18 protein-coding genes are annotated in these 18,516 nt (G+C 61.9%); 9 read left to right on the plus strand and 9 right to left on the minus strand.

Annotation, left to right across the window (positions count from 1 at the left end; all coding sequences use genetic code 11):
• Window positions 1-42: 42 nt before the first annotated feature.
• The 5 genes from NKI63_RS16900 to NKI63_RS16920 all read right to left on the minus strand — a co-directional run bounded on the left by NKI63_RS16900 (window position 43) and on the right by NKI63_RS16920 (window position 3,768).
• Window positions 43-888 (minus strand): transporter substrate-binding domain-containing protein, encoded by an 846-nt coding sequence (locus NKI63_RS16900; RefSeq protein WP_352751578.1) that lies wholly within the window; start codon window positions 886-888, stop codon window positions 43-45.
• A gap of 83 nt (window positions 889-971) precedes the next feature.
• Window positions 972-1,643, minus strand: coding sequence for a GntR family transcriptional regulator (locus tag NKI63_RS16905; RefSeq protein ID WP_352506217.1), 672 nt, complete (start codon window positions 1,641-1,643; stop codon window positions 972-974).
• A gap of 547 nt (window positions 1,644-2,190) precedes the next feature.
• Complete coding sequence (locus NKI63_RS16910; protein ID WP_352686698.1) at window positions 2,191-2,568, minus strand: VanZ family protein; 378 nt, start codon at window positions 2,566-2,568, stop codon at window positions 2,191-2,193.
• Between the two features lie 639 nt (window positions 2,569-3,207).
• Entirely contained in the window at window positions 3,208-3,474 is a 267-nt protein-coding gene (locus tag NKI63_RS16915) for a DUF6894 family protein (protein WP_352777886.1), read from the minus strand.
• Between the two features lie 102 nt (window positions 3,475-3,576).
• A complete protein-coding gene (locus NKI63_RS16920; protein WP_254820019.1) occupies window positions 3,577-3,768 on the minus strand; it encodes a DUF3606 domain-containing protein in 192 nt (63 codons plus the stop codon).
• A gap of 418 nt (window positions 3,769-4,186) precedes the next feature.
• Between NKI63_RS16920 and NKI63_RS16925 the strand changes: the two genes are divergently transcribed.
• Window positions 4,187-4,486 (plus strand): DUF1236 domain-containing protein, encoded by a 300-nt coding sequence (locus NKI63_RS16925; RefSeq protein ID WP_352506214.1) that lies wholly within the window; start codon window positions 4,187-4,189, stop codon window positions 4,484-4,486.
• Window positions 4,487-4,620: 134 nt separating this feature from the next.
• On the opposite strand, the gene NKI63_RS16930 is transcribed toward NKI63_RS16925, so the two are convergent.
• Complete coding sequence (locus NKI63_RS16930) at window positions 4,621-5,124, minus strand: hypothetical protein (protein WP_352702238.1); 504 nt, start codon at window positions 5,122-5,124, stop codon at window positions 4,621-4,623.
• A 124-nt stretch (window positions 5,125-5,248) separates the two neighbouring features.
• Here NKI63_RS16930 and NKI63_RS16935 point away from each other — a divergent pair, with 124 nt between their 5' ends.
• The gene (locus NKI63_RS16935; protein ID WP_352702240.1) at window positions 5,249-5,593 is read left to right on the plus strand and encodes a hypothetical protein; all 345 of its coding nucleotides are present in this window, start codon (window positions 5,249-5,251) and stop codon (window positions 5,591-5,593) included.
• Window positions 5,594-5,657: 64 nt separating this feature from the next.
• Here NKI63_RS16935 and ggt read toward each other — a convergent pair whose 3' ends face one another.
• From ggt to NKI63_RS16950, 3 genes are all read right to left on the minus strand, one after another.
• On the minus strand, window positions 5,658-7,394 hold the full coding sequence (gene ggt, locus NKI63_RS16940) for a gamma-glutamyltransferase (RefSeq protein WP_352702242.1): 1,737 nt from the start codon (window positions 7,392-7,394) through the stop codon (window positions 5,658-5,660).
• 279 nt (window positions 7,395-7,673) lie between these two features.
• Entirely contained in the window at window positions 7,674-8,966 is a 1,293-nt protein-coding gene (rhaI, locus tag NKI63_RS16945) for an L-rhamnose catabolism isomerase (protein WP_352506211.1), read from the minus strand.
• A gap of 115 nt (window positions 8,967-9,081) precedes the next feature.
• Window positions 9,082-11,184: a bifunctional rhamnulose-1-phosphate aldolase/short-chain dehydrogenase gene (locus NKI63_RS16950; protein ID WP_352738466.1), complete on the minus strand. Its 2,103-nt coding sequence runs from the start codon at window positions 11,182-11,184 to the stop codon at window positions 9,082-9,084.
• A gap of 187 nt (window positions 11,185-11,371) precedes the next feature.
• Between NKI63_RS16950 and NKI63_RS16955 the strand changes: the two genes are divergently transcribed.
• From NKI63_RS16955 to NKI63_RS16985, 7 genes are all read left to right on the plus strand, one after another.
• Window positions 11,372-12,181, plus strand: coding sequence for a DeoR/GlpR family DNA-binding transcription regulator (locus NKI63_RS16955; protein WP_352702247.1), 810 nt, complete (start codon window positions 11,372-11,374; stop codon window positions 12,179-12,181).
• Between the two features lie 54 nt (window positions 12,182-12,235).
• Window positions 12,236-13,231, plus strand: a complete 996-nt coding sequence (gene rhaS / locus NKI63_RS16960) for a rhamnose ABC transporter substrate-binding protein (RefSeq protein WP_254820009.1) — start codon at window positions 12,236-12,238, stop codon at window positions 13,229-13,231.
• 83 nt (window positions 13,232-13,314) lie between these two features.
• On the plus strand, window positions 13,315-14,856 hold the full coding sequence (locus NKI63_RS16965) for a sugar ABC transporter ATP-binding protein (RefSeq protein ID WP_352777887.1): 1,542 nt from the start codon (window positions 13,315-13,317) through the stop codon (window positions 14,854-14,856).
• Window positions 14,853-15,830, plus strand: a complete 978-nt coding sequence (locus tag NKI63_RS16970) for an ABC transporter permease (protein WP_352506208.1) — start codon at window positions 14,853-14,855, stop codon at window positions 15,828-15,830. The genes NKI63_RS16965 and NKI63_RS16970 overlap by 4 nt, the downstream gene beginning before the upstream one ends.
• Window positions 15,827-16,828 carry an ABC transporter permease gene (locus tag NKI63_RS16975; RefSeq protein WP_352506207.1) on the plus strand — a complete coding sequence of 334 codons (1,002 nt, stop codon included), beginning with the start codon at window positions 15,827-15,829 and terminating at the stop codon, window positions 16,826-16,828. Before NKI63_RS16970 ends, NKI63_RS16975 begins: the two co-directional genes overlap by 4 nt.
• A complete protein-coding gene (rhaM, locus tag NKI63_RS16980) occupies window positions 16,828-17,145 on the plus strand; it encodes an L-rhamnose mutarotase (protein WP_352506206.1) in 318 nt (105 codons plus the stop codon). Before NKI63_RS16975 ends, rhaM begins: the two co-directional genes overlap by 1 nt.
• On the plus strand, window positions 17,142-18,512 hold the full coding sequence (locus tag NKI63_RS16985) for an FGGY-family carbohydrate kinase (RefSeq protein WP_352822455.1): 1,371 nt from the start codon (window positions 17,142-17,144) through the stop codon (window positions 18,510-18,512). Before rhaM ends, NKI63_RS16985 begins: the two co-directional genes overlap by 4 nt.
• Window positions 18,513-18,516 lie beyond the last annotated feature (4 nt).

Below are 18,516 nucleotides of genomic sequence, written 5' to 3' on the forward strand. Positions count from 1 at the left end.
AGCTCCGAAACGGGTCAGGAATGGCCGTTCGCCGGCAAGCGCCTACTTGACTGGAGTGACGTCGCTCTTGAGCCATTTAAGCGACAGGGTTTTGATCGTGCCGTCGGCGGTCGCGGCGTCGATGGCGCCGTTGAGCATGTCTTTCAGCTTGGTGTCCTCTTTGCGGATACCGGCCCCGGAGCCAAGACCGAAGAGACCCCCGACAAATCCTGGTCCTGCAAGCGTATAGTCGCTGAACTCCGGTTTGCTCACCGTGGCAGCCAGCGCTGTCTGCTGTGCGAAGAGCGCGTCGATGCGACCCGCGGCGAGATCGAGATCGTGTTGCTCGGTGGTCTTGTATTCGCGAATCTCGGCGACGTCCGAGAAGTATTTTTTCACAAATTCGAGGTTTGCCGTCGCAGCCTGAACTCCAATGATCTTTCCCTTCAGCAATGGCTTGAGCCTGTCGATTGCCGCCTGCGCAGAGGCTTCATTGTCCAGCTTGAACCGCTCGTTGGAAATGCCGAGCTTGCCCAGTTCGCTATCCTTGGCGACCGCGAAACCTGAGGGATCCACGGCATATGGCTGGGTAAAATCGATGACCTTCAGACGTTTTTCAGTGATGAACATGCTCGCTATGATCACGTCGAACTTGCCGACGGTCAGCGCGGGGATCATGCCGTCCCAGTCCTGTGCGACGATCTTGCACTCGATCTTCATTCGCCCGCACAGATCATTGGCCAGATCGACCTCGAAGCCGTCCAGTTTGCCGTCGGCCGTTGTGAAGTTCCAAGGCGCGTAGGCTCCTTCGGTGGCAATGGTAATTGCCTTTGGCGTTTCTTGTGCGACAGCGGCCTGGACCAGGCCGAACAGGACCGACGCAATGGCTGCGATGCGGCTAATTTTCATGTCAATCTCCTCTTTTGCCGGTATGGCAGTTCCCTTCCGTCGTGCCGGATTATCTTCCGGCTTCAACGATTTAGATGGTATTCCTAGCGGCGGCCGGGACTTGCAAAGCTAGCCAGAAGCGGCGCTGTCTCGACGATATGATCCCGCATGACGATCTCTGCCTTGCCGGCATCACCTGACCGCAACACCTCGATCAGGATCTCGTGCTCGGCGCGCGCGCTGGCCGGTTTGTCGACATAGTCGAACCAGATGCGCAGGTAGGGCTCGATCACGACGTGCAGGCTGGCAATCTGCCGGACCAGCTTGGCTCTGTTGCTCAATTGGCAAATCTGCAGATGGAAGGCCTGATGGCGCACGACCCAGTCGCTGCTGCCGGTCTGGCTGGCGCGCTCCATCCGGTCGAGCTGGCGTTCCAGTTCTTCAAGCACTTCGACATCGATGTGCGGCATGGCAAGCCTCACCGCCAACCCTTCGAGCACGGAGCGTATTTCAAAGGTTTCGTAGATCTCATCGAGGGTAAGCCCGGCGACGATGCAGCCACGGTTCGGGCGAATGACCACAAGACCTTCCGCAGCCAGTTGGCGGAATGCTTCGCGAACCGGCATGCGGCTCATGCCGATTTCCGTCGCGATCTCTTCCGGGATCAGCCGGTCCCCGGCCCGGTAACGCCCCATCCTCAGAGCCCGCTGAATGTGGCGATAAGCCTCCTCCTCGGCGGTCGTGATACCCAACGGCTCGATTGCGTCTGCTGCCACGTCCTTGGTCCGGTCAAAAGCGTATCTGTGTATCCACTTATCCAATTGTCGAGACCTGTGTCAAGCACAGAAGCTTGCGCGCGTTAGAATTTCTCTTGTGAGAATAAGCACTTGATCGGGGAAATCGGGCAAGCGCACCGTGGTCAGCTAAGCCGCTGATCGGCCGCTTTTCGACGCCCACGCGTCGGAAACCTTCGACGCCACCGAACTTTCAAAAAAAGGCCCGCCGCTCCATTTGCGAAGCGGCGAGGCCCCATATTCGGGGACGATCGCCGGAGTGTTCCCCGGCATTGCTTACAGTGCAATTCAGGTGCCAGAATTGTTGACCCAAAACGGGTCACCGCACCGGAGGCGCGAGCGCGGACATTCCGCGATCACGCTACTGCCGCGCATTGCCATTCCTGCTACGTTACTTTGCGGCGGATCTGATTTTTCCGCCTGGCCGGCGCCCGATCAGGCAACTTACCCCAACGCGCCCCCCAAGTGGCGCCGGCCATTTTCACAACCCTGGAGCGCGGGTGCGCCGGCGACGTTAGGCTCTCAGCACCTATGGCAATCCCCCAGCGAGCCGCTTTGTCCAGCCTGCAACCATCAGTCCGCACGCAATTCCCACGCAGTCGGCAACCCAGTCGAACAGATCCGGGTCGCGCCCTATCAGTTGCACGGCCTGAAGCCCCTCGATCGCTGCGCCCGTGAGAACGAGCAGTACGATCAGCTTCGCCTTGCGTTCCGGCCAGCCGAGACTTCCGAGAGCCGCCAGGACGACGAAGGCGGCGGCGTGATTGAGCTTGTCGTGATCAAACGTGAAAGCCAGGCCAAGACCCAGCAGGAGCTGCTCCGGCAAAAGGGCGAACAGCAGAACGCCGGCAAACGCGGCCGGAAAGGCAATCCTTGCCACGATCTGATAGGAATCCAGGCGCAACAAGGATAAAATGGCCTTTCGTCCGAAATCTGCGGGGGAACACCACCGGCCAGAGCGAGCGCGGCGTCCAATTTCCGCCGTCGGGGCGTCCGGTGCATCGTCAGAATGAATGAATGCCTCGGGTCAGCCGCTGCACAGGCCGGGCCCGTGGCGAGTGCAATAGGCCAGCGGTAGCTTCCGCGATCACGCAATTCCCTGCCGCGCTGACCCGGCTACTATCTGGCTGCGGCGGACCTGATTTTCCGCTTGGCCGGCGCTGCGTCGGGGCACCTTACCCATGCCACACGAATCGGCGCCGGCCAGAATTCCACCGATTGCGCAAAGGGGTCAAAAGCCCGCCGCCCTGTCGGACGACGGGCTCCGTTGCCTGGGCGCCAGGGCGCCGCGGTAGCGACTGATGCTACGAATGCTCCCGCAGGTCTCCAATATGCTGCTGCCGAACGGCGTTGCGCATCGGCTAAACAAACGAAGCCCGCGCCTCTGGCGGAGGGCGCGGGCCGACCGGGTTTGCACCCCGATCTGCAGCAGAAACCCGGGAGGTTCCCGCTGCTTAGGATAACAATTAGAGACTTCTAATGTTCCAGTCTAGGGAAGATGCGGCTGCACCAGAAACTCATGGTCGGCGCGATGACGATCGAGGCGTCAGTTCGTGCGCAAGTCGATCTGGAAAATACGCTCGTCGAAATGCTGCGTTTCGACGGCAAAGGTCAAAGCCACTTCGAGGACCATACCGCCACGGTCGTCCCGGACCTTGACTGCAATCCTGCGGTGAGGAAGGCCATCCCTGGCCATCTCGGCCAATGTGCGAAGGGCTTCTTTCCTGACCAGCGGGAAATCGTCATATAAGGTTCCCTGATCGTCGGAATAGACGATTCCGTCTTCATCGGAATCAAAGAAGTAGTGGGGCATTGCGCTTGGCCGAAGCTCGGCATCCGGGCACGTTGTCGGCAGATGGCCGCGATCTCGGCCAATCGCGATCAGTGCCTCTCCACCGTTGGCTTCGCCGCCATCTCACTTGCGCTCGCGCAATGCCTTCACCGCCTGCGAGAGGATCATCCGGTCGCCGCCGGTCCTTTTGATCAGCTTGCTCACCTGGCTGGGCGAAACACCATTTTCCCGCGCGAAATATTCGACCTCGTAATACTCATCCACCGAAACACGCTTGCGGTCGCTGAAGTCTCGCTTGCTCTTGTCGTCGGCCATTTCTGTTCTCCTCGCCCCTTCTCTTCGCTTCCGGGGGTCAGCTTTGACGCACGCAGCAATTTGAGGTTTCGCTCGCCACAAACTGACGGGCGAACCTATCGGCGCAGGAAGGGACAGGCTGCGCAGCTGTCGGGTTCGATCGGAGTGGAACAGCCAAGATCGGTGCGAGCAACCGTCGACTTTTCCATGGAATCCTCCCGGCACGTGCAGCCCGAAACGGCCACGCGCCGCCACGGTTCCGGGTCACGCGGCAAACCCACCCTTTGCGCGCACGGATCAGACTTAGGTCCTGCGGTAACACGTCGGTTGGTCCCTGCCGGGCAGGACCGAAGCCCCGTCGACGGAACGTTTTCAGCTGCCTTCCGTTCGAGTGAGCCTTGGCGTGAAGAGCGGACCGAGTTCGCAAAGGAGACGATCCATGAGAATGCATTTTTCCACCGCAGTGGCGGGATTTCTGCTGCTGGCAGGCGTCGGAGCCGTTGCGGCGCAAGACGTCGTCATCGAGCCGGAGCAGGAAACGGTCATCAAGGAGTATGTGAAGAAGCAGCCGCTGGCCTCGGTGAAAATCCCTGGGGTGGAGCTCAATATCGGCTCAACGCTTCCCGATACAGTCGAGCTTCATGAAGTCCCCAACGTCAAATACCGCTATGTCGTCGTCGACAACCGCACCGTCGTCGTCGATCCCGGCACGCGCAAGATCGTCAAGATCATCGAGTGACGTGAAAATTCAGGCAGCCGTCACCCGCCGCTCAGAATGAGCGGCGGGTGACGTTTGCGTTAGGCGGCTCCGCGGCGTCGTCGCTCGGCAGGAACCCGCCGTACATGGACGGCCGGGGGGCCTCACAGGCAGTTTCAATGCGAACAATCAGCAGACTTTTCGATTCCCATGACCAGGCGGCGCGTGCCGTCGAAACGCTTCAGGCAGCAGGAATTGCGCGCCACCAGATCAGCGTCATCGGACCCTACGATGATGAAATCGGCGCCGTCTTGCGCGGTCCAGGCAGCGGTGCCGCCCTTGGCGCGGCGGCGGGTTTGTTGGCCGGCCTCGGCGCCTTTGATATCCCAGGCGTCGATCCCGTCGGCGCGGGATGGCTGGCATCTACCCTCGTCGGTGCAGCCTTGGGCTGCATTGCCGGCAGGCTTTTCGACACATTGTCCGATAGCGGCAAGCAGCCAGGCCGGCGGGATGCCGAACAGGGTGTGATCCTGGTGCTGGCGCACGTCGATGAAAGGCAGGCCGACACCGCACAGGCGGTGCTTGGAGCTTCCGTTCAGGCAACGCAGTCTTTGGCCAGAGCGGCCTGAAGATTCAACTCCTGCAAAGCGCTTGACCAGACCGCACAGCGGGGCGATCAAGGCACGCACCCAAAAATCTCTGGCAAGCCGCCGCCAGAAAGTGTTGAACACCGTGCCAATCACATTCGGCGAGCGGTTGCGCTCGGCGAGGCTTGATGATTTGCTGTCGGTTTGCGGAGAACGAATGATGCATGAGCCTGTCGGTCAAGACGAATATGGGTCGACCAGCCCGTTCGATCCGGACGATCTGTCGAGGTTGAACGCAATCGGCCCGAGCGCCGGCGGCAACGATTTCGAAAAATACGCAGTCGCCGTGATCATCGTGTTCGGCGCCCTGATCATCGGCGGCCTGATGGCTGCCGGCTTGAGCTTCGGGCGCCGCAGCACCTTCTTTTTCGCGCTTGGCGGCGCCACTGCAGCATGGATATCCGGCAATGCGCTTCTGCTCGACCGGCCGCGCATCTACGCGCTGTTCGTCGGCATCGCGGCGCTGATGCTGATTGCGTCGACAATCGCGCTGGTCACCTGAAGCAAGGCGCAATCTTCTTGTTGACCATGATCTTATCCGAAAACCGGTTCCCACTTTTTGGGGTTTAATACCCGATAGCCTTGCCGGCTGCGGCGCGGCTGTCGATGGCGCCATTGTAGCGGGCGCCGCCACCCTTCTCGATTTCCGCCAGGCTCTTGCCGCCGACCAGGATGCCGGCCGCCTGGCCCCAGGTCGTGTCGGCAAGATCGAGACGGTAGCCCATGCCGGTAAGCAGCTTTTCGGTATCGGGCGACAGGCCGAAAGGTTCGATATAGACCGTGTCGGGCAACCATTGGTGATGGATGCGCGGTGCGTCGATGGCCTCCTGGATGTTCATGCCGTGGTCGACGACGTTGACGATCGCCTCCAGCGTGATGGTGATGATGCGGGAACCGCCGGGGCTGCCGATGACCATGAACGGCTTGCCGTCTTTGGCGAGGATGGTGGGGCTCATCGACGACAGCGGCGTCTTTTTCGGCGCGATCGCATTCGCCTCGCCCTGGACCAGGCCATAGAGATTGGGCACGCCGGGTTTCTGGGTGAAATCGTCCATCTCGTTGTTGAGCAGGATGCCGGTGCCGGCGGCGACGACGCCGGCGCCGAACGAGCCGTTCAGCGTGTAGGTTACCGCGACGGCATTGCCATCATTGTCGATGATCGAAAAATGCGTCGTCTCGCTGCTCTCGCCAAAGCCCTTCGGCATCAATTCCTGCGAGACGCCGGCCCGGAACGGATCGATCTTTTCGCGAATTTCCCTGGCGTAATTCTTGTCGAGCAGTTTTGCGACCGGATTGTCGACGAAGCCGGGATCGCCGAGCGCCGAATTGCGGTCGACATAGGCGTGGCGCATCGCCTCGACCATGACGTGAACCGTCTCGGCCGAACCGGCGCCGAGATAGGACAGCGGGTAGAACTCAAGCACGTTGAGGATCTCGCAGATGATGACGCCGCCGGAGCTTGGCGGCGGCGAGGAAATGATCTCGTAGCCGCGATAATTGCAGGTCACCGGCTTGAGCTCGCGCACGGCATAATTTTCGAAATCCGCCTTGGCCAGAATGCCGCCCTTCTCGCCGCTCGCCTTGACGATGGCGTCGGCGATCGCACCTTTGTAGAAGGGATCCACGCCGCGTTCCGAAATCGCGGCAAGCGAGGCCGCGAGATCGGCCTGGATAAGGCGCTCGCCGACGGCATAGGGCTTGCCGTCCGGCTTGAGGAAAATGACGGCCGCCGCTGGGTCCCTGGCCAGCCGCTCGGCGCCGCCCAGGAGCGAGGCCACATCGCCCTGCTCCAGCACGAAACCGTCCTTGGCATAGCGGATAGCCGGCGCCAGCAAATCCTGCCGCGTCAGCGTGCCGTATTTCTCCCGCGCCATCTCGAAGCCGGCCACCGAACCGGGCACGCCGACCGCCAGATAGCCGTCGAGACTGGCGCCCTTTACCGGCTTGCCGTCCTTGTCGAGATACATGGTTTTGGTCGCGGCGAGCGGCGCGCGCTCGCGGAAATCGACGAAGGTCGAACGGCCGTCCTTGAAGCGGATGGTCATGAAGCCGCCGCCGCCGATGTTGCCGGCGGTCGGGTAGACGACAGCCAGAGCGTAGCCGACAGCGACCGCTGCATCGACCGCGTTGCCGCCCTTCTTCAGCACCTCGACGCCGACTTCCGACGCCAGATGCTGGGCGGTCACCACCATGCCGTGCTCGCCCTTCGCCGGCTGCGGCGAGGCGGCAAAGGCGAGGAACGGCACGAAGGTCAGGGTGAGGGAAAGGGTGACGGCGATTAGGGTTCGGCGGGTGTTGTGCATGGCCGTTCTCCGAGGCGTGGGTAGGCCTAGGAAACGCGCTTGGAGAGGTTGAGTCTACTGACATTAATGGGAAGATATGGCGAGGCTTGCGCCTTCTATCGACACCATTCATGGCACCCATTCATGGCGGAGAGGAACCCAAGCTGAAATGAAGCCACGATCCAACGCTGACAAGCAATTTTGTTCTTGCTTTGTGCCGGCAGCTATGCTACTAATTTGGGTATGGTGCTATTTGGCTCCAACGACCCGCCTCAGGCGGGTTTTTCATTTTCACCAGCATCAAACAATCCCGCCGCCGACGCTCGCCACCGCCGGCCGTTCCGCTGCAACCTTCGCCCGGTAGCCGGCGGCGCGGTAGGCGGCGACTGGATCGATGGCGCCGCCTGTCTTCAGCCGTGCCGTGGCAAGTATCGGCTCGACATCGGTGCGATAGGCTATCTTCAACGTCTGCGTCGCCATCAGCGCGTCGTTGGTATCCTGGAAGCCTTCGAGCGCCCTGCGGTCGACCAGCAGCGCCTGCGCATAGGCGCGCTGCACTTCTATCGCCGACAGCATCAGGCTTTCGATCGGATCGGTGATGTTGTGGCTCTGGTCGAGCATGTGGGCCGGATCGAAGCCTTCGGCGCCTGAAAGCTCGGCATCGACCAGTTCGTTGAAGACCAGAAAGAGGCGGTAGGGATCGATCGAGCCGGCGTCGAGGTCGTCGTCGCCATATTTCGAATCGTTGAAGTGGAAGCCTCCGAGTTTTTTGAACTGGATCAGCCGCGACACGATCATCTCGATATTGACGTTGGGGGCGTGATGGCCGAGGTCGACCAGGCAGAACGCCTTGTCGCCAAGCTCTTTGGCGATGATGTAGTTGGTGCCCCAATCCTGCACGACGGTCGAATAGAAGGCCGGCTCGTACATCTTGTGCTCGGTGAACAGCTTCCAGTCGTCCGGCAGCCCGGCGTAGATCTCCTTCATCGCGTCGAGATAGCGCTCGAATGCCTTGGCGAAGTTGACCTGGCCGGGGAAGTTCGAGCCGTCGCCGATCCACACCGTCAGCGCTTTCGAGCCCAGCGTCCTGCCGATCTCGATGCATTCGAGGTTGTGCTCGACCGCCTGCCGGCGTGTTGCTGCATCGGCATGCGACAGCGAGCCGAATTTATAGGAAAGCTTCTGGTCGCTGGCGTCGGAGAAGGTGTTCGAGTTGATGGCGTCGAAGCCGAGACCGAAGCGGGATGCCGCCTGCTTCAGCCGGTTCGGATCGGCCTTGTCCCAGGGAATATGCAGCGAGACGGTCGGCGTCGCCTGCGTCAGTTGCCGGATGACGGCACAGTCCTCGATCTTGTCGAAAATGTCGCGCGGCTCGCCAGCGCCTGGAAAACGGGCAAAGCGGGTGCCGCCGGTGCCGACGCCCCAGGACGGAATGGCGACCGCGAATTTCTCGACCTTGTCTCTGACAGCGTCGATGGCGATGCCGCGGCGGTCGAGGCGCTCGCCGAGAGAGTCGTAATCGCGCTTGAGGTCGGCGTTGCGCGCGGCATTATGCTTGTCGACGAGGTCGACGGAGATGATGGTTTCGGACATGGTTCCTCCCAAATGCGTTCGGTTGGCGCTGCCCCTTACCCGCCTGCCGGCACCTTCTCCCCCGGGGAGAAGGGTAAAGTTCCGGCCTCGGCGCCAACCCCTCAAAGACGGTCGCTTATCGCGTAAAACTCTGTGCGTTGCCGGCGTCGACGTTGATGATGTTGCCGGTCGATTTTGCCGACATATCGGAGGCGAAGAAATAGATCGCTTCGGCGATGTCCTCTGGGAATACCGAGCGCTTCAGCATCGAACGCGAGCGGTAATGCTCCTCGAGATCGTCGGTCGACATCTTGTAGGCGGCGGCGCGCTGTTCCTTCCACTCGCCGCTCCAGATCTTCGAGCCGCGCAGCACGGCGTCGGGATTGACGACATTGACCCTGATCTGTGCTTCCGCCCCTTCCAGCGCCAGGCAGCGTGCCAGATGGATCTCGGCGGCCTTGGCCGTGCAATAGGCGGCGGCGTTGGGCGATGCGGCAAGCCCGTTCTTGGAAGCGACGAAGACGATGTTGCCGCCGATGTTTTGCGCCCGGAACAGCCGGAACGCTTCGCGCGAAACCAGGAAATAGCCGGTCGACAGGATGTCCATGTTCTTGTTCCACAGCGCCAGCGTGGTGTCCTCGATCGGCGCCGAGGTTGCCAGGCCGGCATTCGACACGAGGATATCGATGCCGCCGAATTCGACCGCCGTCTCGGCAAAACCGGAGATCACCTGGTCCTCGGACGTGACGTTGATGACGACGGGCCGCACGAAATCCTTGCCATAAGCCTTGGCAAGCTCCTCATTGGCGCTGGCAAGGGCTGCTTCGTCGATGTCGGCCAGCACGACGCACGCGCCTTCGCGCAGCAGCCGGTTGGCGGTGGCCCGGCCGATGCCGCCGGCGCCGCCGGTGACCAGCGCGATCTGGCCGGCAAGGGCCTTTGGTTTCGGCAGGCGCTGCAGCTTTGCCTCTTCGAGCAGCCAGTATTCGATGTCGAAGGCTTCCTGGTCGGGCAGGCCGACATAGGCCGACACCGTCGAGGCGCCGCGAATGACGTTGATGGCGTTGACGTAGAATTCGCCTGAAATGCGCGCCGTCGCCTTGTCGCCGGCGAAGGTGAACATGCCGACGCCGGGCACCAGATAGACCACGGCGTTGGGATCGCGCGCCGGCGGCGAATCCGGGTGCTTGCAGCGGTCATAATAAGCCTGATAGCCGACGCGATACTCCGCCACGTCATCGGCAAGACGGGCAATGACGGCATCGACGTCGGGATTTTGAGGGTCGAACTCGATGACCAGCGGCCGGATCTTGGTGCGCAGGAAATGGTCCGGGCAGGACGTGCCGAGTGCCGCCAGCGGCCGCAAATCCCTGGAATTGACGAATTCGAGCACGGCAGGCGAATCATCGAAATGGCCGAGCTTGTGGCTGTTCTCGGAGATCAGGCCGCGGATCCTCGGCATCAGTTTTGCGGCCACGGCGCGACGCGCCGGCGCATCGAGGGATTTGACGACTTCGCCGCCGAAGATCGGCTTGCCCTGGCTCTTGCGCTCGAACCAGTCGATTGCCTGATTGATAACCGAGATCGTGGTCTCGTAGCATTCCTTCGGCGTGTCGCCCCAGCTGAACAGACCATGGCTGGCCAGCACGACGCCCTTGGCGTCGGGGTTCTCGAGGCAGAATTTCTCCAGCCACAGGCCGAGTTCGAAGCCCGGACGTTTCCATGGCAGCCAGCCGATCGTGTCGCCGAAGATCTCCTTGGTCAGCGCCTGCGAATCCTTGGCGGCGGCAATGGCGATGATGGCGTCGGGATGCATATGATCGACATAAGGCTTCGGCACGAAGGCATGCAGCGGCGTGTCGATCGAGGCCGCGCGCGGGTTGAGATTGAAGGTGCAGTGAGGCAGATAGCCGACCATCTCGTCTTCATGTTCGAGGCCGCGATAGAGACCCTTCAGCGCCCGCAGTTTATCCATGTACAGTGTGGCGAAGCCGTCGAGCTTGATCGAGGCGCTGTCGCCGCCCGAGCCCTTGACCCACAGCACTTCCACGCTTTCGCCGGTGAGCGGATCGTTTTGCCAGATCTTGGAGGAGGTGTTGCCGCCGCCATAATTGGTGACGCGCTTGTCGGAGCCAAGGACGTTCGAGCGATAGACCAGACGTTCCGGTTCGCTCATTGCTTGCGCTTTTGCGTTATCCCAAAGATTGGCGAGGCGCGTGCCGGAGCGCTTGTCGAGCATAGGTATCCTCCCTTTGGGACACGCAAACGGCGCCGGTCCCTTTTGTACGAATTTCTACGCAAGCGGCTGTCTTGTCAATCACAAACGATCAATATCAGTCATATTGCATTGCACAATGAAATTATCTGATCGGAAATGATTGACACTGCGCGCTTTGGGTGCCTAGATGCTCAAGCAGGGAGGAACCATGCACGAGAAAGAGCGCCACAGGATCATTTTGTCCGCCGTCCAGGAAAAACCTGTGGTGACGGTGCAGGAGATGGTCGACCTGACGGAGTCGTCCGAGGCGACGATTCGGCGCGACATCGCGGCATTGCACGTGCAAAAACGCCTGCGCCGGGTGCGCGGCGGTGCAGAGGCGCTTTCGCCGCCGCAGTTCATCGGCCTTGCCGGCCGGCCCTTTTCCGTCAACGAGACCATCAACGCTGCGCAGAAACGGGCAATCGCGCGGGAAGCCGTGGAACTCTGCAAGGATGGCGAGCCGATCATCATCAATGGCGGCACCACCACCTTCCAGATGGTGCATTTCCTGACCGGCCGGCGCATGCCGATCTTCACCAATTCCTTTCCGATCGCCGAGCACCTGCTCAGACATTCCAAGAACACGGTAATGCTGTCGGGCGGCACCATCTACCGCGAGCAGAACATCATCCTGTCGCCCTTCGACAATGACGTGACGCGCAATTTTTACGCGCGCCGCATGTTCATGGGCGCGCAGGGACTGGGACCGCTCGGTCTGATGGAAGGCGACCCGCTGCTGATCCAGGCCGAGCAGAAGCTGATCGACCAGGCAGACGAGTTGGTGGTGCTGGTCGATTCCTCGAAGTTCCGCAGACGCTCGAGCCTGATCCTGTGCGGCCTGTCGCGCATCGCCACGGTGATCACCGACGACGGCATCGAGGATCGCGAAGCCAAGATGCTGGAGACCGCCGGCGTGACGCTGATCATCGCCCGCACAACGGCAAGCAATAAAGAAGAATCTTCGCTGCAGGCCTGAGAAAACTCACGCCCGCAGCGGCGATGGAATGCAACGCTCAAGGGAGGATATTCGATGAGCTTCTTTAGGAAATTGATGGTTACGGCGGCGTTCTCCGCCGCCATGTTCGTGAATGCCGCCTATGCTGAGAACGTCAAAATCGCGCTGGTGGTGAAGTCGCTCGGCAACGGCTTCTTCGACGCCGCCAACAAAGGCGCCGAAGAGGCGGCCAAGGAACTAGGCGATGTCGACATCATCTACACCGGCCCGACCAAGGCGACCGCCGAAGCGCAGATCGAAGTGGTCAATTCGCTTATCGCACAGAAGGTCAACGCCATCGCCATTTCGGCGAACGACGCCGACGCGCTGGTGCCGGTGCTCAAGAAGGCGATGGAGCGCGGCATCACCGTCATCTCGTGGGATTCGGGCGTCGCGCCGGAAGGACGCCAGCTTCACCTCAACCCCTCCGACACCAACCTGATCGGCGAGACCATCATCAAGCTTGCCGCCGACTACCTGCCTGAAGGCGGCGACGTCGCCATCCTGTCGGCTTCGTCGACCGCGACCAACCAGAATGCCTGGATCGACGCGGCCAAGAAGGTGCTGCCGGAGAAGTTCCCCAAGATCAAGCTCGTCGCCACCGTCTATGGCGACGACGACTCGGCCAAGAGCACGGATGAAGCCAAGGGTCTTTTGAAGTCCTATCCGAACCTCAAGGCGATCATCGCACCGACCACGGTCGGCGTCGTTGCCGCCGCGCAGGTGGTGACCGATGAAGGCCTGATCGGCAAGGTCAACGTCACCGGCCTGGCGCTGCCGTCGGAGTTCAAGAAGTTCATCGACAATGGCGCCAGCCAGGCGGTTGCGCTGTGGAACCCGATCGATCTCGGCTACTCCGCCGTCTACCTCGCCCACGACCTGGCGGTGAAGAAGGAAGAAGCCAAGCCCGGTGCTACGCTGTCGATCGGCCGCGTCGGCAAGGTCACGCTCGACGACACCAATTCGGCTGCCATGGCTCCGCCCTTCCAGTTCGACAAGTCGAACATCGAAAAGTTCTCCAAGATCTATTGATCCTGGAGCCTTCGAAACGGTGCGGCGGGGCTCAGGTCCCGCCGCGCTTTCAAACGAACCTTGTTTCAGGGCTTGATACGATTATGGACACGACAGCCCAACACGAAATGGCAAAGGAAGCGCCTTTGTCTTCCGGACCGCGCCTGACGCTGTCCGGCATCTCGAAAAGCTTTCCCGGCGTGCGCGCGCTGCACGACGTCCGCCTGTCGCTCTATCCCGGCCAGGTGACCGCGCTGATCGGCGAAAACGGCGCCGGCAAGTCGACGCTGGTCAAAATAATGACCGGCATCTACCAACCGGATGCTGGCACCATCAGCATCGACGGCCAGCCGGTCACACTGCCCAGCGCCCACGCCGCGTTCGGGCATGGCATCACCGCCATCCACCAGGAAACCGTGCTGTTCGACGACCTGACGGTGGCCGAAAACATCTTCCTCGGCCATGCGCCGCGCACGCGTTTCAAAACCATCGACTGGCGCACCATGCGCAAGAATGCCCGCGAGGTGCTCGACACGATGGGCGCCGGCCATATCGACGCCGACGCCAGACTGAAGGATCTCGGCATTGCCAACAAGCACCTAGTCGCGGTTGCCCGCGCTATGTCCATCGACGCGCGGATCGTCATCATGGACGAGCCGACGGCAGCGCTTTCGATGAAGGAGATCGAAGAGCTTTTCCTGCTGATCGAATTCCTCAAAAGCGACGGCAAGGCGATCCTGTTCATCAGCCACAAATTCGATGAGATCTACCACATCGCCGACCGCTATACCGTGTTCCGGGACGGCGAGATGGTCGGCGAAGGCCTGATCAAGGACGCCGGCCAGAGCCAGATCGTGCGCATGATGGTCGGTCGCTCGGTCGATCACATCTTTCCGCAGCGCAGGGCCGAGATCGGCGCGCCGGTGCTGGCCGTCTCCGGCCTGTCGCACCCGACCGAGTTCGACGACATAGGCTTCGAGCTGCACAGGGGCGAAATCCTCGGCTTCTACGGCCTTGTCGGCGCCGGGCGCAGCGAGGTGATGCAGGCGATATCAGGCATCACCCGCACCAGCGGCGGCACGATCACGCTGGAGGGTAAGGCAATCGCGCCGAAATCGGCGGCGGATTCGATCGACGCCGGCATCGTCTATGTGCCGGAGGAGCGCGGCAAGCAAGGCGTGGTGATCGGCCTGCCGATCTTCCAGAATGTCTCGCTGCCCTCGCTCAAACGGACATCCAAGTCCGGCATATTGCGGCTGGCCGAAGAGTTCGCGCTGGCCCGCTCCTACACCGAGCGGCTCGATCTGCGCGCCTCCTCGCTCAGCCAGGACGTCGGCACGCTGTCGGGCGGCAACCAGCAGAAGATCGTCATCGCCAAATGGCTGGCGACCGCGCCTAAGGTGATCATCCTGGACGAGCCGACCAAGGGCATCGACATCGGCTCGAAGGCGGCCGTGCACGGCTTCATGGCCGAGCTCGTCGCGCAAGGCCTGTCGGTGATCATGGTGTCGTCCGAATTGCCGGAAATCCTCGGCATGTCGGACCGCGTCGTCGTTATGCGCGAGGGCCGCATTGCCGCGGTCTACGACAATAAAGGGCTCGACGCCGAAACCTTGGTCAGGACGGCAGCGGGGATCGCGGCATGAAGGCTCTTCTCAAACATCGCGAGGTCTGGCTGCTGGCGGCAATCGTCGTGCTGATCGGGCTGATCTCCACGCGGTTTCCAGGTTTTGCCGATCCGGCCAACCTGCGCCAGGTGTTCAACGACACGTCGATCCTGATGATCCTGGCGCTCGGCCAGATGGTCGTCATCCTGACCCGCTCGATCGACCTGTCGATGGCTTCAAATCTCTGCTTCACCGGCATGGTGGTGGCAATGCTGAACGCCGCGCATCCGGCGATCCCGATCCCGCTGCTGATCGTCATCGCATTGCTGGTCGGCCTGGTGCTCGGCGCCATCAACGGCCTGCTGGTATGGCGGCTGAACATTCCCTCGATCGTGGTAACGCTCGGCACCCTCACCATCTACCGCGGCGCTACCTTCGTCATATCAGGCGGCGCCTGGGTCAACGCCGACCAGATGAGCGCTGAGTTCATCGGCCTGCAGCGCGCGGCTTTCCTCGGCATTCCGGTTCTGTCCTGGATCGCCATACTGGTCATTGCATTGTTTTTCCTGGTGATGACGCGCACCGCGCTCGGCCGCTCGATCTATGCCATCGGCGTCAACCCGACCGCATCGGTCTATGCCGGCATCGATGTCGGCCGGACGAAATTCATCGTCTTCTGCATCTCGGGGATGATCGGCGGCCTCTGTGGCTATCTGTGGATCTCGCGCTACGTCATCGCCTCGGTCGAGGTCGCGAATGGTTATGAGCTCAATATCATCGCGGCCTGCGTCATCGGCGGCATTTCGATTGCCGGCGGCATCGGTTCGGTCGGCGGCGCGGTGCTCGGCGCGCTGTTCCTCGGCATCATCTCCAACGCGCTGCCGGTGATCAACATCTCACCCTTCTGGCAGATGGCGATTTCAGGCAGCGCCATCATCCTGGCCGTGGTGCTCAACGCGCGCGGCGAACGCCGGCAAGGCCGCATCATTCTCAAAAAGGCGGAAGCGGCATGATGGACACCCCTGCTCCACGCCATATTCCCGACCGGCTCGACAAGCCTTTCACTGCGGCGATTTTTTCATGGGAAGCGCTGCTGGTCGCCGTCGCGGTGGCCATCTTCGCCGTCAACAGTTTTGCCTCGCCCTATTTCCTCGACGCTTGGTCGCTCTCAGACCTGACCTTCAACTTCACGGAAAAGGCGCTGATCGCGCTGGCCATGGCGCTGCTGATCATCTCCGGCGAAATCGACCTGTCGGTCGCCGCCATCATTGCGCTGGCGTCAACGATGATGGGCATGGCAGTGCAGGCCGGCGCCGGCACTCCGGCGCTTGTGGCAATCGGCCTCGTCGTCGGGCTCGGCTGCGGCGCCTTCAACGGCGTGCTCGTCACCAGGCTCGGCTTGCCGTCGATCGTCGTCACCATCGGCACGATGAGCCTGTTTCGCGGCATTGCCTTCATCATCCTGGGCGACCAGGCCTACAAGGGCTATCCCGCGAGCTTCGCCTTCTTCGGCCAGGGCTATGTCTGGTGGGTGGTGTCGTTCGAACTGACGCTGTTCCTGATCGCGGCAGTTGTCTACTGGTTCCTTCTGCACCGCACGAGCTTCGGCCGCCGGATCTTTGCCATCGGCAACAACCCGGTCGCGGCACAGTTTTCCGGGGTGCGCGTCGGCCGCATCAAATTCATCCTGTTTTGCTTGACCGGCCTGATGGCGGGCATCGCCTCGGTGCTGATCACCTCGCGGCTCGGCTCGACCCGGCCGTCGATCGCGCAAGGCTATGAATTGGAAGTCATCACCATGGTGGTGCTCGGTGGCGTCAGCATCCTGGGCGGGGCCGGCAGCATAGTGGGCGTCGTGCTCGCGGCCTTCATCATGGGGCTGGTGACCTTCGGCCTCGGCCTGCTCAACGTGCCGGGGATCGTCATGTCGATCTTCATCGGCCTGCTGCTGATCATCGTCATCGCACTGCCGATCCTGTGGCGGCGCGTACGGCGGGAGCGCTTTGCCTGATGCCCGAAAAATATGCGTTCAAGATGAAGCTCAATCCGGGCATGAAGGCCGAATACAAGAGGCGCCACGACGACATCTGGCCGTCACTCGTAGCGTTGCTGAAACAGGCCGGTATCTCCGATTATTCGATCCATCTCGACGAGGAGACCAACATCCTGTTCGGCGTGCTGTGGCGACGCGATGACCACGGGATGGACGAATTGCCGAAGCATCCGGTGATGCAGCGTTGGTGGGCCGAGATGGCGGACATCATGGAGACCAGGCCGAACAACGAGCCGGTGGCGGTGCCGCTGGAAACAATGTTCCATATGGAATGACCCGCAACGTCGCCGTCATCGATATCGGCAAGACCAACGCCAAGGTGGCGCTGGTCGATCTCGCCACATCGAGCGAAGTGGCCCTGCGCACGGTGGCGAACGAGCCGGTTCGGCAAGGGACGTACCCGCATCATGACGTCGAGCTTCTGTGGTCGTTCATCCTCGGCAGCCTGGCCGAGATCGATCGCGAGCAGCGCATCGATGCGATATCGATCACCACCCATGGCGCGACGGGAGTGCTGGTCGATGCATCAGGCGAACTGGCGCTGCCGGTGCTCGATTACGAATTCGACGGGCCGGATGCCCTTGCCGGGGACTACGACACGATCCGTCCGGCGTTCTCCGAAACCGGCACGCCGCGCCTGCCGGCCGGCCTCAATCTCGGCGCGCAGCTGTTCTGGCAGCAGAAGCGCTTTCCGGCGGATTTCGCCAGAACCGCCGCTATGCTGATGTATCCGCAATACTGGGCCTTGCGCCTGACCGGCGTCGCCGCCAGCGAGGTGACTTCGCTCGGCTGCCACACCGATCTATGGAACCCGTGGAAAGCGGATTTTTCCTCGCTGGTCGACCGGCTGCAATGGCGCCGGCTAATGGCGCCGGTGCGGCCGGCCAAGGACCGCCTGGGCCCGATCCTGCCCGCTCTGGCGCGGCAAACCGGCCTCGACCCGCAAACGCCGGTGTTTTGCGGCCTGCACGATTCCAACGCCTCGCTGCTGCCGCATCTCCTATCCAGCAAGCCGCCTTTCTCCGTCGTCTCGACCGGCACCTGGGTGGTGTCGATGGCGGTCGGCGGCAGCAAGGTCACGCTCGATCCGGCACGCGACACGCTGGTCAATGTCAACGCACTCGGCGATCCCGTGCCGTCGGCGCGCTTCATGGGCGGCCGCGAGTTTTCCGTGCTGACCGAGGGCCAATCGGAGGACTGGACGGAAGACGATGTTGCTACGGTGCTGGCGCGCAAGACGTCCCTATTGCCTTCCACGCAACAGGGTTCGGGGCCGTTTCCGCATCGTACCGCATCATGGTTTAACGCGGACGGTATGAGCGCCGGCCAGCGCTTTGTCGCCATCTCGTTCTACCTGGCGCTGATGACCGCGACCTGCCTCGACCTGATCGGCGCGGACGGTCCCACCGTCGTCGAAGGACCCTTCGCCCGCAACCGGCTGTTCACCCGCATGCTGGCTGCGGCGACTGCGCGCGCCGCCATTGCCTCCGAGGCTGCGACTGGTACCAGCATCGGCGCCGCCTTGCTGGCGTCGGACCAGGGGACACCGCAAGGCAGAGGCGAAAGGACCGAACCGTCGGCCGATCCGGTCTGGACAAGTTACGTGCGCTCCTGGCGTTCGGCGGTCGACGAACGAGCCTGACCGC

The organism is Mesorhizobium sp. M0410, assembly GCF_040321435.1.
Classification (GTDB): domain Bacteria; phylum Pseudomonadota; class Alphaproteobacteria; order Rhizobiales; family Rhizobiaceae; genus Mesorhizobium.